At 28.8% G+C, this 15,039-nt stretch carries 12 protein-coding genes; all 12 read left to right on the top strand.

What is annotated here, in order from left to right; genetic code table 11:
* Positions 1-171: 171 nt before the first annotated feature.
* The 12 genes from ACYUEX_RS02580 (at position 172) to ACYUEX_RS02635 (ending at position 15,032) form a co-directional block, all read left to right on the top strand.
* Positions 172-1,899, top strand: a complete 1,728-nt coding sequence (locus tag ACYUEX_RS02580; RefSeq protein WP_460286438.1) for an ABC transporter ATP-binding protein — start codon at positions 172-174, stop codon at positions 1,897-1,899.
* The gene (locus tag ACYUEX_RS02585) at positions 1,899-3,686 is read left to right on the top strand and encodes an ABC transporter ATP-binding protein (protein ID WP_460286439.1); all 1,788 of its coding nucleotides are present in this window, start codon (positions 1,899-1,901) and stop codon (positions 3,684-3,686) included. The genes ACYUEX_RS02580 and ACYUEX_RS02585 overlap by 1 nt, the downstream gene beginning before the upstream one ends.
* 80 nt (positions 3,687-3,766) lie before the next feature.
* Positions 3,767-4,666, top strand: coding sequence for a hypothetical protein (locus ACYUEX_RS02590; protein WP_460286440.1), 900 nt, complete (start codon positions 3,767-3,769; stop codon positions 4,664-4,666).
* Positions 4,667-5,190: 524 nt separating this feature from the next.
* Positions 5,191-6,342, top strand: a complete 1,152-nt coding sequence (locus ACYUEX_RS02595) for a CdaR family transcriptional regulator (RefSeq protein ID WP_460286441.1) — start codon at positions 5,191-5,193, stop codon at positions 6,340-6,342.
* 145 nt (positions 6,343-6,487) lie between these two features.
* The gene (locus tag ACYUEX_RS02600; RefSeq protein WP_460286442.1) at positions 6,488-7,624 is read left to right on the top strand and encodes a glycerate kinase; all 1,137 of its coding nucleotides are present in this window, start codon (positions 6,488-6,490) and stop codon (positions 7,622-7,624) included.
* A 95-nt stretch (positions 7,625-7,719) separates the two neighbouring features.
* A complete protein-coding gene (locus tag ACYUEX_RS02605) occupies positions 7,720-8,019 on the top strand; it encodes a DUF3307 domain-containing protein (protein WP_460286443.1) in 300 nt (99 codons plus the stop codon).
* Between the two features lie 61 nt (positions 8,020-8,080).
* Positions 8,081-9,016: a carbohydrate ABC transporter permease gene (locus ACYUEX_RS02610; protein ID WP_460286444.1), complete on the top strand. Its 936-nt coding sequence runs from the start codon at positions 8,081-8,083 to the stop codon at positions 9,014-9,016.
* 1 nt (position 9,017) lies between these two features.
* Entirely contained in the window at positions 9,018-9,869 is an 852-nt protein-coding gene (locus ACYUEX_RS02615) for a carbohydrate ABC transporter permease (protein ID WP_460286445.1), read from the top strand.
* A 74-nt stretch (positions 9,870-9,943) separates the two neighbouring features.
* Entirely contained in the window at positions 9,944-11,224 is a 1,281-nt protein-coding gene (locus tag ACYUEX_RS02620; protein WP_460286446.1) for an ABC transporter substrate-binding protein, read from the top strand.
* Between the two features lie 71 nt (positions 11,225-11,295).
* The gene (locus ACYUEX_RS02625; RefSeq protein WP_460286447.1) at positions 11,296-12,261 is read left to right on the top strand and encodes an N-acetylglucosamine kinase; all 966 of its coding nucleotides are present in this window, start codon (positions 11,296-11,298) and stop codon (positions 12,259-12,261) included.
* Entirely contained in the window at positions 12,255-12,995 is a 741-nt protein-coding gene (locus ACYUEX_RS02630) for a sugar isomerase domain-containing protein (RefSeq protein ID WP_460286448.1), read from the top strand. Before ACYUEX_RS02625 ends, ACYUEX_RS02630 begins: the two co-directional genes overlap by 7 nt.
* Positions 12,996-13,007: 12 nt before the next feature.
* Positions 13,008-15,032 carry a DUF6259 domain-containing protein gene (locus ACYUEX_RS02635; RefSeq protein ID WP_460286449.1) on the top strand — a complete coding sequence of 675 codons (2,025 nt, stop codon included), beginning with the start codon at positions 13,008-13,010 and terminating at the stop codon, positions 15,030-15,032.
* The last annotated feature ends 7 nt before the right edge of the window (positions 15,033-15,039 follow it).

Here is a 15,039-nt window from a genome sequence, read left to right on the forward strand (position 1 = left end):
AATTAAAAGAATTCTAAGGCTAATTTCTAAAAGTAATGCATAAATAAAGTTCGGTAATAAACTATAGCAATATAATTACATATAGTTCTTTAAGTGATGAAATAATAGTACTATAGTCTGTTTATTTCATTTTTTATTTTATTTGTTAAAGAAAAGGAGTGATTCACAGCAATGAAATTAATATTAAAGTATATAAAAAATTATAAGACGCTTCTTATATTAAATATTATATCTGTCTTTGGCTTTGCTTTAGTTGAACTTGGAATACCAACTATAATGGCAAAAGTTATAGATAAAGGAATAGTAAACAGCGATATAAATTATATAAAAAGAATGGGACTAATTATTGCAATTATTTCAGTTATAGGTGTCCTTGGAACAATACTTTTAGGCTTTTGTTCAGCAAGAATTTCAACTGGAATAACAAGAGATATTAGAAATGATATCTTTAAAAAGTCTCAAGAATTTTCACACACTGAGTATGATAAATTTGGGGTATCATCAATGATAACAAGAACAACAAATGATGCTTTTGTACTACTTCAATTTACTAATACTCTATTAAGAATGGCATTAATAACACCAGTAATGTTTACAATTAGTTTAGTAATGATACTTAGAACAAGTCTCTCATTATCTATAGTACTAGCTATAACAATCCCATTTATAATAGGTGGAGTTATAATTATTGCAAAGATTTCAGAGCCTTTATCAGAAGCTCAGCAAAATAGACTAGATAAGTTAAATAGAATATCAAGAGAAAATTTAACAGGTATAAGAGTTATAAGAGCTTTTGGAAATGATAAGTATGAAGGTGAAAGATTTAGTGGAACAAATAATTTATATGCAGAGGTTTCAAAGAAGCTTAACAAGCTTATGGCTATATCTCAACCAATGTTCTTTTTCCTTCTTAACCTAGCAATAATAGCGATATTTTGGGTATCAAGTAAGATGATAAATGCAGAAACTCTTCAAGTTGGACAATTAGTAGCATTTATTGAGTATTTATTTCATGCTATGTTTTCAATTATGCTATTTTCAATGGTGTTTATAATGTATCCTAAAGCTCAAGTTTCAGCTAATAGAATTCAAGAAATATTAGATGAAGATCCTATAATAAAGAGTCCAGAAAATGGAGTTAAGGAAACTGATATAAAAGGTTTAGTGGAGTTTGATAATGTATCATTTGTATATCCAAATGGTGAAGCGGCTGTACTTAAAGATATTTCCTTTAAGGCTAAAAAGGGAGAAACAATTGCCTTTATTGGTAGCACAGGTAGTGGTAAGAGTACATTAATTAATCTTATTCCAAGATTTTATGATGTCACACAAGGTAGTATTAAAATTGATGGAGTAGACGTAAGAGATTATGATTTGAAAGCTTTACGTAAGAAGATTGGATTTATACCTCAAAAAACTCTTTTATTTACAGGAAGTATAGCAAGTAATATTAAGTTTGGTAAGAAAAATGCTGATACAGGTGAAATAGAATATTCTGCAAAGATTGCACAAGCTTATGATTTTATTTCTAGAAAACCTAAAAAGTTTGATGAGTTAATAAGTGAAGGTGGATCAAATGTATCAGGAGGACAAAAGCAAAGACTTTCAATAGCAAGAGCATTAGTTAGAAAACCAGAAATTTATATATTTGATGATAGCTTTTCTGCTTTAGATTTTAAAACAGATGCTGTTTTAAGAAAAAGACTTAAGTCTGAAACTAAGAATTCAGTAGTTTTAATTGTTGCTCAAAGAATAGGATCAATAATGGATGCAGATAAGATAATTGTACTAAATGAAGGAGAAGTAGTAGGGATTGGTACTCATAAGGATCTTCTTAAGACTTGTGAAATTTATCATGAAATAGCATTATCACAACTTACAGAGGAGGAGCTTGCGTAATGAAGAAATTTAAATTAGTAGTAAAAAAGATTACTCCTTTTATAAAAAACTATAAATGGTCATTTGGAGGAGCAATACTGTTTATTATATCAGCAGCTATATTTGTAGCATTAGCTCCAAGAACAGAGGGATTAATTATTACACAATTAACAAAAGATTTTGAATTAATCATAAAGGGTACTAAAGGAGCTTCAGTTAATTTTGATTATATTATTAAAGTTTTAATTTTATTATTCGGAGTTTATATAAGTAGTGCAGGATCTACATTTATAGCAAGTTTTTTATTAACGAATGCGATTCAAAATACAATGAAGGATATAAGAGATGCAGTACAAAATAAAATAAGTAGACTTCCTATAAGATATTTTGATAATAATAGCTATGGAGATGTTTTAAGTCGTATAACAAATGATGTAGATACAATTTCTAATGCATTACAACAAAGTTTTATTCAGGTGGTTAATGCATTTTTATCATTAAGTTTAGCACTTATAATGATGTATTCAATAAATGTAAAGCTTGCACTTTTAGCTACAGTTATAATTCCGTTAAGTATTTTAATTACAAAAGTTATAGTAAGTAAGTCACAAAACTTATTTAATAAGCAACAAAAAGCATTAGGTAAATTAAATGGTAAAGTACAAGAAATGTACACTGGATTTAATGAGATTAAGTTATATGGAAAACAAGATGATGCGCTAAAAGAATTTATGGAAACAAATGAAGAACTTTGCAATACAGGATTTAAGGCTCAATTTATATCAAGTATAATGTCTCCATTGGTTAATCTTGTAAGTTATTTAGGGATTGCAGTTGTTGGAGTCACAGGAGCAATAACAGCAATAGGTGGAGGAATAACTGTTGGTAACCTACAAGCTTTTATACGTTATATATGGCAAATAAATCAACCTTTATCTCAAGTGACACAATTATCATCAGCAATACAATCAGCAGTTGCAGCTACTTATAGAGTATTTGAATTTTTAGATGAAGAGGAAGAAGTAGCAGATATAGAAAAGACAATAAAAATAGAAAATCCAAAGGGAAATGTAACATTTGAAAATGTTAAGTTTGGATATAGTGAAGATAAAGTTTTAATTGAAGATTTAAGTGCAGAAGTTAAGAGTGGACAAATGGTTGCAATAGTAGGACCAACAGGTGCTGGAAAAACTACATTAATTAATCTTTTAATGAGATTTTATGAAATCCAAGGTGGAACTATAAAGATAGATGGCGTAGATATAAGAGATATGAAACGTGAAGATTTACGTTCAATATTTGGGATGGTTCTACAAGATACATGGTTATTTAATGGAAGGATTTATGATAATATAGAGTACGGTAGATTTGGAGCGACAAAAGAAGAAATAATAGATGCTGCTAAAATAGCCAATGTACATCACTTTATAAAAACACTTCCAGATGGATATAATATGTTTTTAAATGAAGAAGCATCTAATATATCTCAAGGAGAAAAACAGCTTTTAACAATAGCAAGAGCTATATTAAAGGACCCAGCTATATTAATTTTAGATGAAGCAACAAGTTCTGTAGATACAAGATTAGAATTATTACTTCAAAAAGCCATGAGAAATATAATGAATGGTAGAACTAGCTTTGTAATAGCACATAGGCTTTCAACTATAAGAAGTGCTGATTTAATTTTAGTAATGAATGATGGAAATATAATTGAACAAGGAACTCATGAGGATTTAATGAAAAAGGATGGATTCTATGAAAAATTATATAACAGTCAGTTTGCTGATAAAGAAGCTAGTACTAAATAATATTTTCTTTATTTAGTATCCTATATATAATAAATGCATACTTTAGTACTAGAAATAACTAATGTGCTAGAGGTGGTATATTGAAATCTAAAAAGTCTAAAAAAGCTAAAAAATGTAATAAAGAATATATCACTTTAAATTGCAAAGAAAATAGTAAAGTAGAAGTTGAAAATAAAGCTAAAGATGAAATTAGTGAGAAGGCTAACAATAATAATAACAGTAGTAATAATAACAATAATAATGATAACAATAATAATACACCTAATGTAAATATAGAAGAATTATTATCTAAATTAGATATGTTAGGCTTATCTAGAGATACGATTTATATAATATTATTGGTTATACTTACTAATAATAACAATAATAATACACCTAATGTAAATATAGGAGAATTATTATCTAAATTAGATATGTTAGGTTTATCTAGAGATACAATTTATATAATATTATTAGCTATACTTGTTAATAATACACCTAATGCAAATATGGAAGACCTACTATCTCAATTAGATATATTAAATTTATCTAGAGATACAGTTTATATAATATTATTATCCTTACTTGCTAGTAATATTATCAATAATAATAATACACCTAATTCAACTACAGAAGCATTATTATCTCAATTATGTACAATAAATTTATCTATAGACACAATTTATATAATATCATTAGCTGTACTTTTATACATTTATTATTTATATAGTTTAAGAGCAAAAGTTTTAGATGGATTATGTAATACTAATGAATCAAAGGAATTTATTGATACAGAGAATTTTCCTAAAATGATAAATTTACTACTTCTATATTCAACAGGAGTATTTTTAGATATTAATTATAAGGCTTTGCAAACAGCTATATTAGAGAATAGATGTAATGAAGACAAAGGTCCAGTAATTACAGCTTGGAAAGTGTTCTTAGCTAGTTTATTAAGATTTATTTCAATTGCTATAAATATGGATAACGTAGATATGTAATTAATTAAGAGTGATAAAGTAATTTTTACTGCTCTTGATTAATTATAATTTTTAAAGAGCCTGCGACTAATTATGTAAATGTAATTAATCGCAGGCTCTTTAATATTATATTAAATTTTAAAACCCAGTAGTATAAGCTATTGTAAACTACCAACTGCCTATTTGGCAGGGGCAGAGTCATTGGTTAACTACTGGGTTTATTATAGCATTTTAAATTTACCACAGTTATGTATCCATTTTTTATGTTTACTACTATTAAATAATAATATACTATATCAAAAAAGAAAGTATTATTGGGAATAGCTAGATATATGATTAATTTAATAATGGGAAATCATGAAAAAAATAACAGTTTTTATGATAAAATATATTTATGTCAGTAAAAAGGAGGATTAGTATTAAGAGGATATAAATTCCTCTTTTTATTATAAAATTTTATAGATAAATTATGTAAATGTTAATAATGAGGTAGTGTGATAATAATATTATAAGGTGCTATTAGAGCGTTTTGGGGAGGGAAAGGTATGCTTGATTATAATTTCTGTGTAAAACTAATTAAAAGATTGACTTTAATTATGGACAAAGATATTAATATTATGGGCTTAGATGGTGTTATTATTGCATCAAGCAATGAGAAGCGTATTAATACATTTCATGAAGGAGCAAGATTATGTGGAAGTAGCAATAGAAATGTAGTAATTAATTCATCTAATAGGCATATGTATAGAGGCTGTAAAGAGGGAATTAATATGCCTATTACATATGATAATAAGGTTGTAGGGGTAGTAGGAATTACAGGAACCGTAGAGGAAGTATTGCCTTATGGCCCACTTATTAAGGAAATAGTTGAGTTAATTGTAAATGAATCAGATACTGAACTTTCAAAAAAAGTAAAAAAGAATAATGTTGAAAACTATTTTAAAGATTTAATTCAAGGTATAGAGATACAAGATTTAGATGCATACTACTCAAGAGCAAAATTACTTGATTTAAACATATCTGATTCAAGGAAGATGGTAGTGTTTAAGATAAAGGAAGAAAAAGATGACATAATGAAAAAAATATATGAAGACATTGAAGGACAGTTTAAAAAACTTCTTTATAATGTAGATGTCGAAATATTAAATTTATCAAATAAAAAGTTAGTGCTTTTATTTAGAAATTGTAGTGATGTAGAAGGGTATATAGAAAAGCTTAAAGATAAACTAAGCAGTAAAAAGATTAACAATTATATTTTTATTATAGGAGAAGACTGTAATGATATTTTAGATTACAAAAGAGCATATTCACAAATATCATTAGTAAACTCTATTCAAACTTATGATACAAAGAAGAAATTTATAAATGTAAAAGATTATGACTTAAAACTTTTAATGAAAGGAATTTCTAAAGAATTTAAAACTAGGTATATTAAAACATATTTTCCGACATTATTCCAAGGTGCAGATAAGATAACGGATGAGATGATTAAAACAATAAAGGTTTACTTTTCAAATAATATGATGGTAAGTGAAACGGCAAAAATTATGTATGTTCATAGAAATACAATCACCTATAGACTAAATAAGTTTAAATCACTATATGATGTAGATTTAACAAAGCCATATGAATGCACAAAAATATATTTAGCTATATTAATTTATGAAGATATTAAGAGAGAACTAAAAAATAGATAATGTATAAATTGTTTTATGCATAATGCACAATTAAATTATCAGAAAATTTAGTTTATTTTGGTTACTATGCACATTGTTCAGAAGTTTGTAAATGTTTACTATAGGGATATAGAGTTTTTAAAGATAGAGATGAGGTGGTGAGCATATGAAGGTACTAATTGCTCCAGATTCTTATAAAGGAAGTTTATCTTCCATAGAAGTGGCAGACTGTATTGAAAAAGGGATGAAAAGATATAGCAAAGATATAGAAACTATTAAAGTTCCTATGGCAGATGGAGGAGAAGGAACAGTTGAAACTCTAGTTAATATAACAGGAGGAAAGATAGTTAATATAAAGGTTTGTGATCCATTATTAAGAGAAGTAGATTCATTTTATGGAATACTAGGAGACGAGAAAACTGCAGTAATTGAAATGGCAGCGGCTTCAGGATTAAATTTACTTAGCAAAGAAGAACTAAACCCATTAATTACATCTACTTATGGGACAGGGCAAATAATAAATGATGCAATTGCAAAAGGATGCACAAACTTAATAATAGGAATTGGAGGAACTGCAACTAATGATGGAGGAGCAGGTATGCTTAGAGCATTAGGATTAAGATTTTTAAATGAAGATGGAAGAGATATTCCCGAAGGTGGAAAAGCGTTAATGGAGCTTCATCACTTAGATAGTAAAAATCTTAATAAAGCAATATTAAGCTGCAACATTAAAGTTGCATGCGATGTTGATAATCCACTTTGTGGTCCTAATGGAGCATCAGTAGTTTTTGGTCCACAAAAGGGAGCAAATGAAAATGACATAATGAGTTTAGATAATGCATTAAAGCATTACTCAAAAATATTAAAAGATAACTTCGAAGTCGATGTTTTAGATGTAGCAGGATCTGGAGCAGCTGGAGGAACAGGAGCAGCTTTTATAGCTTTAGGAGCAAAGCTTGAAAGTGGTGTAGACATAATCTTAAAAGAAGCTAAGTTTGTTGAAATTTTAAAAGATATAGATTTAGTTATTACAGGAGAGGGAAAGATAGATTTTCAAACAAAGTTTGGTAAAACACCTTCAGGAGTTGCAAGAGAAGCAAGTAAAGAAAATATACCAGTAATTGCAATATGTGGAGCTATGGGATCGGGATATAGGGAATTATATGATTATGGATTTACAAGTATATTTAGTATTAACAATAAACCCATGACTGTAGAAGAAAGTGTTGAAGATTCGAGGGAACTTATAGTAGATATATCAGAACGTATAATGAGGGTGATTTGTACAAGCTACTCAAAATAGTAGTAATGTAAAACTTAATTAAACTTTAGTAAGAACCTAAGAATAAAAATCAATTTAAAGGGGGGACTATTATTAAATTTATATTATTTATACTAATGTCTCACTTGACAGGAGATTATCTTTTTCAAACTCAACATTTGTCTGAATGTAAAGGAAAAGACAATTATGTACTATTTGTTCACTCAATTTTATACTCCTGTGGAATTATGGTTATAGCTTACATTATGGGATATTCATTTACAGCCGTTGAGCTTGCAATAATAGCAGCTACACATTTTCCAATAGATTATGTAAAGGCAAGAGGAATATCCCCTAAATACATAGGAGATAAATATGCATTATTAGTGGATCAAGTGATTCACTACATTATATTAATATGTATCTTTGCTTTATAGCTTAAAATTTAGATAATTTTATCAAAAGAAGTAAGCCTTGATTAATAGAAGGGGGAAATAAATGAAAACTGAAATTACTCCTAATATGGAAATAAAAAATAAAAAGAAAAGAATACTTACTTTAAAGAAAAAGGATGCTTTAACAGGGTGGTTATTTGTATCACCAGCATTAATTGGGTTTTCAATATTCACATTTGGGTCAATAATATACTCATTTTATCTTTCACTAACAGATTATAATCTAATGACAAAACCAAAATTTGTAGGACTTGAAAACTATATTAGGGCATTTACAAAGGATGATTACTTTTATAAATACTTTGGAAACACATTATACTTTGTAGTTTTCCTTGTACCAATAGTACTTATTATTTCATTATTACTAGCATTGCTAATAAATAAAAAAGCAGGGAAGCTAAGTAATGCATATAGAGTCGCTCTTTTTCTACCAAGTATAACATCTACTATAGCAGTGAGTATGGTATGGCTTTGGATATTTAATCCTGATATGGGGATTATAAATAATTTCTTAATTTCAATAGGTTTTTCTAATCCACCAATGTGGTTAAATAGCACAGAATCAAGCAAGATGGCTCTAATAATAATGCGTGTGTGGCAAATGAGTGGATATTATATGCTTATGTTCCTTGCAGGACTTCAAACTATACCGGAAAGTCTTTATGAATCATCTGATGTTGATGGAGCAAATGGGATACAAAAATTCTTTAAAATTACAGTACCAATGCTATCAAATACAACCTTTGTAGTAATTATATTATTAGTAATTGAAGCATTTAATATGTTTGAATCAATTTTCATAATGACTGGGGGAGGTCCACTTGGATCAACTAGTACAATTATGTACTACATTTATGAACAAGGTTTTGGAAATTATAATATGGGATATGCATCAGCAATAGCTTGGATATTCTTTGCAGTAATTATGGTAATTACAATGATTCAATATAAATATCGTAATGAGCAAGGAGGGGAATAAAATGAATTTGGGAATGAAAAAGAAAAAATCAATAGGTAACGTCTTTTACCATATATTTATGATAATCCTTAGTTTAGTTATGATATATCCATTTTTATGGGCTTTTATGTCATCTTTTAAGCCAGTTCAAGAGCTATATTCAGGGAATCCGCTTAATCTTATTCCTGACACATTTACTATGCAAAATTATGATAGATTAATGGAAGTATTACCTTTTGGTAAGATGATGTTTAACTCACTATTTTTATCAATAACTATACCAATAGCAATGATAGCAGTAGCATCATTAGCAGCTTATGCAATTACAAGAATTGAATTTAAAGGGAAAAACATATTATTCTTTGCCTTTATTGCAACTATGATGATTCCAAGTCATGTTACTCTTATACCAAACTATAAAATAATAACTGATATGAATTTATTTAATACATTTACAGCATTATTTTTATCCAGTATGTTTACAGCTTCTAATGCATTTAATATTTTCTTCTTTAGACAATACTTTTTAAGTATTCCAAAGGATTTAGAAAATGCAGCAATAATAGATGGTTGTTCAAAAATAGGAGTTTTCTTCAGAATTGTATTACCTAATGCAAAGCCTGCAATAGCAACAACTATAATATTATCATTTAGAAGTGTATGGAATTCATTTTTATGGCCAATGCTTGTAATTAGTGATTATGACAAGCTTCCAATTACAGTAGGATTAAAATATTTAAAAGAATGTGAACCCAATTGGGCTGTATTACTATCAGGAGCAACATTAAGTATTATACCTATTGTAATAGTATTCCTAACTCTTCAAAAATACTTTATGGCCTCTACTATGAACTCGGGTTTTGGTGGGAAATAGAGAAATTATTTCAGATTATAAAAGCAATTGATAATTGTTTTTAATAATAAACTATAAAAATAGGGGGATTTGCTATGAAAAATAATATCAAAAAACTATTAATTATGTTATTAGCTATGATAATGACAATTGGACTAGTAAGCTGTGGCGGGGGAAAAAAAGCTGAAGGTGATAAGAAAAAAGATAATGGTAAGCCAACTACATTAAAGGTTTATACATGGTGGGATATTACTAAATTTGCTCATTTACAAAAAATGAAGGATCAATTTGAAACTGAAAATCCAGATATTAAATTAGAATTTGTAACAGTTCCAAGTGATTATGCCAATACTATGGTTACAAAGCTTGCTGGCGGAGAAATTCCAGATGTAATGATGCTTGCAATGGATCAAGTTCCACGTTATGCGAAATCAGATACTATTATGGCAATTGATGATTTAGCAAGTAAAGAATACAAAGAAGCACTATATCCAGTTGTAAAAAAAGCTCTTACAGTTGATGGTAAGATGTATGCAGCAGGACGTGATGTTACTCCTAGAGTAATGTATATTAATAAAAAGATGTTTGCTGATGCAGGCATTGAGATTCCAAGTGATAAATGGACAATGGAAGAATTCACTGAAGTTGCTAAAAAATTAACTAAAGGTAGCGGAGCTGATGCTCAATGGGGATATTATTGGAAGAACTTTACTGATCAAACCTTTGCTCATATTGCCGCATTTGGAGGAGGATTATACTCAGAAGACGGAAAATCAAGTGTATTTACAACTGATGAAAATACAAAGAAGGCAGTTCAATTTATGTATGACTTAAATAATACTTACAAAGTTTGTCCAACTAATGCACAAGCTGGACAATTTGGAGATAATGAATATTCAGCATTTATGGCTAATAAAGTAGCTATGCAAATGGGATCATTATCAGCAGCATCAATCTTTGATACAAATAAAACTGACTATACAGTTTTACCAATTCCATATGTAAATGGTGTTAGTAGATCAACATCCTTTGTAAATACATGGACTATTCCAAAGAAAGCAGCTAATCCAGATTTATCATGGCGTGTAGTTGAATTCTTATCAGGTAAAGAAGGACAACAAATAGCTTTAGATATGAAGTTTGGATTACCAGCATCTAACCTTGTTGATACAACTGCATTTGTTGGTGAAAAACCGTACAATAAATATTTTGTTGACTCATTAAAGGATGCAGTACCATTCCCAGTTAATATAAATGGTTCAGAGTTCCAAAATATGTTCCAAAAGGAGTGCGAAGCATTATGGGGGGGATCTATAAGTCCAGAGGATTTTGCTAAACGTGTAGATGAGCAAGGAAAAGCAATTTTAAATAAATAGAAAAGATAAATTTGGGATGGTGTGTACCTTCCCAAATTTATTATAAATTAAAATATTCTAGGAGTAATAATATGAAAAAATTTTTAGTTTGTGATGGTGGTGGAACAAAAACTGATTTTTTAGTTTTTAATGAAGAGGCTGAAGTCTTAGGATATTGTCAAAAATCTGGTGCCAATGCTAATTTTATTAGCAAAATTACGGCAATTAATAATGTTTTAGAAGGTATATCAGAATGTATCTTAAAAGCTAATTTATCAATAAAAGAAATAGAATCAATAACATTATTTATACCTGGTTTTGATGAATGTAAAGAAGAACTCAAATCAAGACTAAAAGTAAATAACATAACTTGCTTTGGAGATATAGACAATGCCTTTTATGGTGCACTAGGAACTAGTAAGGGAATAGTAGCACTATCTGGCACAGGCTCATTTGCTGTAGGAATTTCAAGTAACGATGAAAAAATTTCAACTGGTGGATGGGGACCATTAATTGGTGATAGAGGTAGTGGCTATCATATAGGAATACTTCTACTTGAAAAAATAGTAGATTTTTATGATAGGGATATTAAATTAGGATATCTTAGGGACTTATGCTTTAGTGAGCTAGGTGTTAATAATGAGATTGAAATGCGAGATGAGATATATAAGCAGGATTTTACAAGAGAGAAAGTAGCAAGTCTTTGTAAAGTTGTAGCTAAGGCTGCATCAAATAATGATAAGTATGCATTAGAGATTTTAAGAGAGGCTGCGAAGGAATTAGTAAGGCTTGTAGCTTATGTCAATGAGAGATTAGGAAAGGATCAATTGAAGGTTTCATTAATTGGAGGGGTATCTAAAATAGGCAAAGGATTTATAGATATTTTCAAGAAAGAATTAGAATATCAGTGTAGTAATTTGACATATTCTCAGCCAATGTATGACCCATTAATTGGTGCAATGCTATGTGTATTAAAAAATGAACTAAACATTAATATAGAAAGTAATGTAATAAGGAATAATTTGAAGAAATATAAAGGAGGCTATATAAAATGTTAATGGATAAATATTTTGAAAATATGAAAAAAATCTTAGTTGATATTGAAACATCTCAAAGAGATAAAATTATTGAAGTTTCAGAGGAGATAGCAAAAAGATTAGTAAAAGGACAAGCTTGGCACATTATGGATACAGGACACATGTTAATGTTTGAAGGGGTAGGGCGTACTGGAGGTATGATGGCTCTAAAGCCAATAAGAATTACATGTGAAGTAGATAATCCAGTTAGATATAGACCTTCAGCTTCAAATGGAGCTATAGGATATGACACTATACCTGGATTTGCTGATTTTGCTATTGGAAGATCTAATATTTTACCTGGAGATATAATTATGATTGGATCAGTTTCAGGGTATAAATACTTTCCAGTAGATTTAGCTTTAAAAGGGAATGAAATTGATTGTTTAACTATTGCTATTACAACAGTAGATTATTCAAGTAAATTAAAATCAGAGCATCCAAGTGGAAAGAGATTATTTGAAGCATGTACTTATTATATTGATAATCGTAGTAATTATGGCGATACGCTTGTAGAGGTTGAAGAATTAGGGCAAAATATATGCCCTGCAAGTGGAATAAGTGCAAGTTATGTAATGTGGGCTATTCAAAGTACTGTAGTTGAAAAACTACTAGAGATGGGATTGAAACCAAGTGTTTATATATCAAATCATATGCCAAATGCGACAAAGATTAATAGTGATGCAATAGATAACTATACAAATAATGGATACTAAAAGAGGTGTGTTATGAAATTACAAGGTAAGACTTTTACTGCAGAATATTCTTCTGATGTTAATAATTTTATTAGTATAAAAAATTTAGTTACTAATGATGAGTATATAAAAAATAATCCCAAGGCTCCAATAATTTTATTATATGCAATCAATGATAATGAAAAAATTGAGTTAATTCCTGAAAAAGCAAAAGTTATCGAAAATGAAGAAAACCAAACAATTATCTTTGAAAGCTTTTCTAGCTTTAAAGTAAAAGCAAAAATAAATTTATCTGCAAGAGAAGATAAGTTAATAATAAGTTCAGAAATAGAAAACTTAGAAGAATCTTTAGAGATAGCTGAGATATTAATTCCAAATATATCAGGAATATATCTTGGAGAAAACTTTGCTGATAATATTATTATTTATCCTCATCATGCAGGTGAAAAAACAATAAATCCAGTAAAGGAATATGGAAAAAATAAGAAAGATTTTTGGCGTGCGAGCAGTGTTAAATATAAGGATTATTACAAAAGAGAAATAAATTACTGTGGGCTTGCATCTATGAGTTGGATGTATTATTACGATAAAGAAAATGGACTATATATTGGTAGTCATGATGAAAGATTTCCAGTTACAGGGATATTAGCTGAAACAAGTGGAGATGATAAAAATCCTTGGATGGGATTTTCATTTAGAAAGCATAAAAAAATTAAATATGGTGAAAAGTACAATACAGGAGAATATGTATTAGCAATTACAAATAAAGATTGGCATTATGGTTCAAAAATATATAGAAAATATATAGAAAAATATTTAGATTTTAACCATAACCCAGAGCACTTAAAAGAACAATATGCATTAAATCAATGTTATAACTTTAAAAGATCAGGAGCCATAGAAAATACATTTGATAAAATTCCATATCTTTATGAAAAAGGAAAAGAACTTGGAGTAAATCATATGTTCATTGCTAGTTGGAATAGGACAGGCTTTGATTCTTTTTATCCAGAATATTATCCAGATATGGAACTTGGCTCAGCTATGGAATTTAGAAGAGGACTTGAATATATAAGAGAAAATGGTGGTATGTCAACCTTATATATCAATGCAAGAATATTTGATGTTAAATCTGATTATCATAAAACTTTAGGTGAAAAGATGGCAATTAAAACTTATAATGGTGAAAATATTTTCGAAACTTATGGACCTGAGAAATTTACTGTAAATTGTCCATCAGATAAATTGTGGAGAGAGTTTTTATTAGATACAGCAGAGTTTACAGTTAAAGCTTATGGCTCAGATGGCATTTATTTAGATCAACTTGCTTCAGCAGAGCCAATGCCTTGTTACAATAAGGAACATAGCCATGAAGATATTGGTGACTTTAATAATGGTTATGTATATGTTTTAAGGGAACTTTTAAGGAGAATTAGAAAACACAACAAGGATTCTTATATAATGACAGAAAACTGTGGTGACATTTATGGAAGTTATACTTGGGGAAATTTAACTTGGAATGGTGCAGATTATGATGAGCATTATAATGTTTTTAAATATACTTTCCCTGAGTTTGTACAAGTTAATATGGTAAATCCTAGAGGTTGGGAAGAGGATGAAAATAAAAAATATAAATGGTTTTTTAGAGATATGCAAAGGGCTATAATTCTTGGAAATATATTATGGTTAGGAATAACAACAAGACTTACTGAAAAAGCTGGGGAATACCATGTTTATGCAAAAGAAGCATTAAATTTTAGAAAGAATATACATGAATTTGTAAAAGAAGCAGTATTTTTGGACAACAAGTATATAGAAGGTATTACGGCAGAGTGCGATGCAGCAGTTTATGAAATATCTGATAGTAAGCATGTAGTTATTGCGGGAAATTGTAGTAAGTTAAAAGAAGCAAAATTAAAATTAGCCTTAGAAAAAGAAATTAAGACAATAGAGTCTTACGATATTAGTTGGAATAAAAAAGATATAGAGGTTAATAAAAAGGAATTTGAGTTATCTATGGAAGAAAGTAGATTATATTGTTTTATAATAAATAGTTAATAATTTA

Source organism: Clostridium sp. CTA-7, assembly GCF_054768095.1.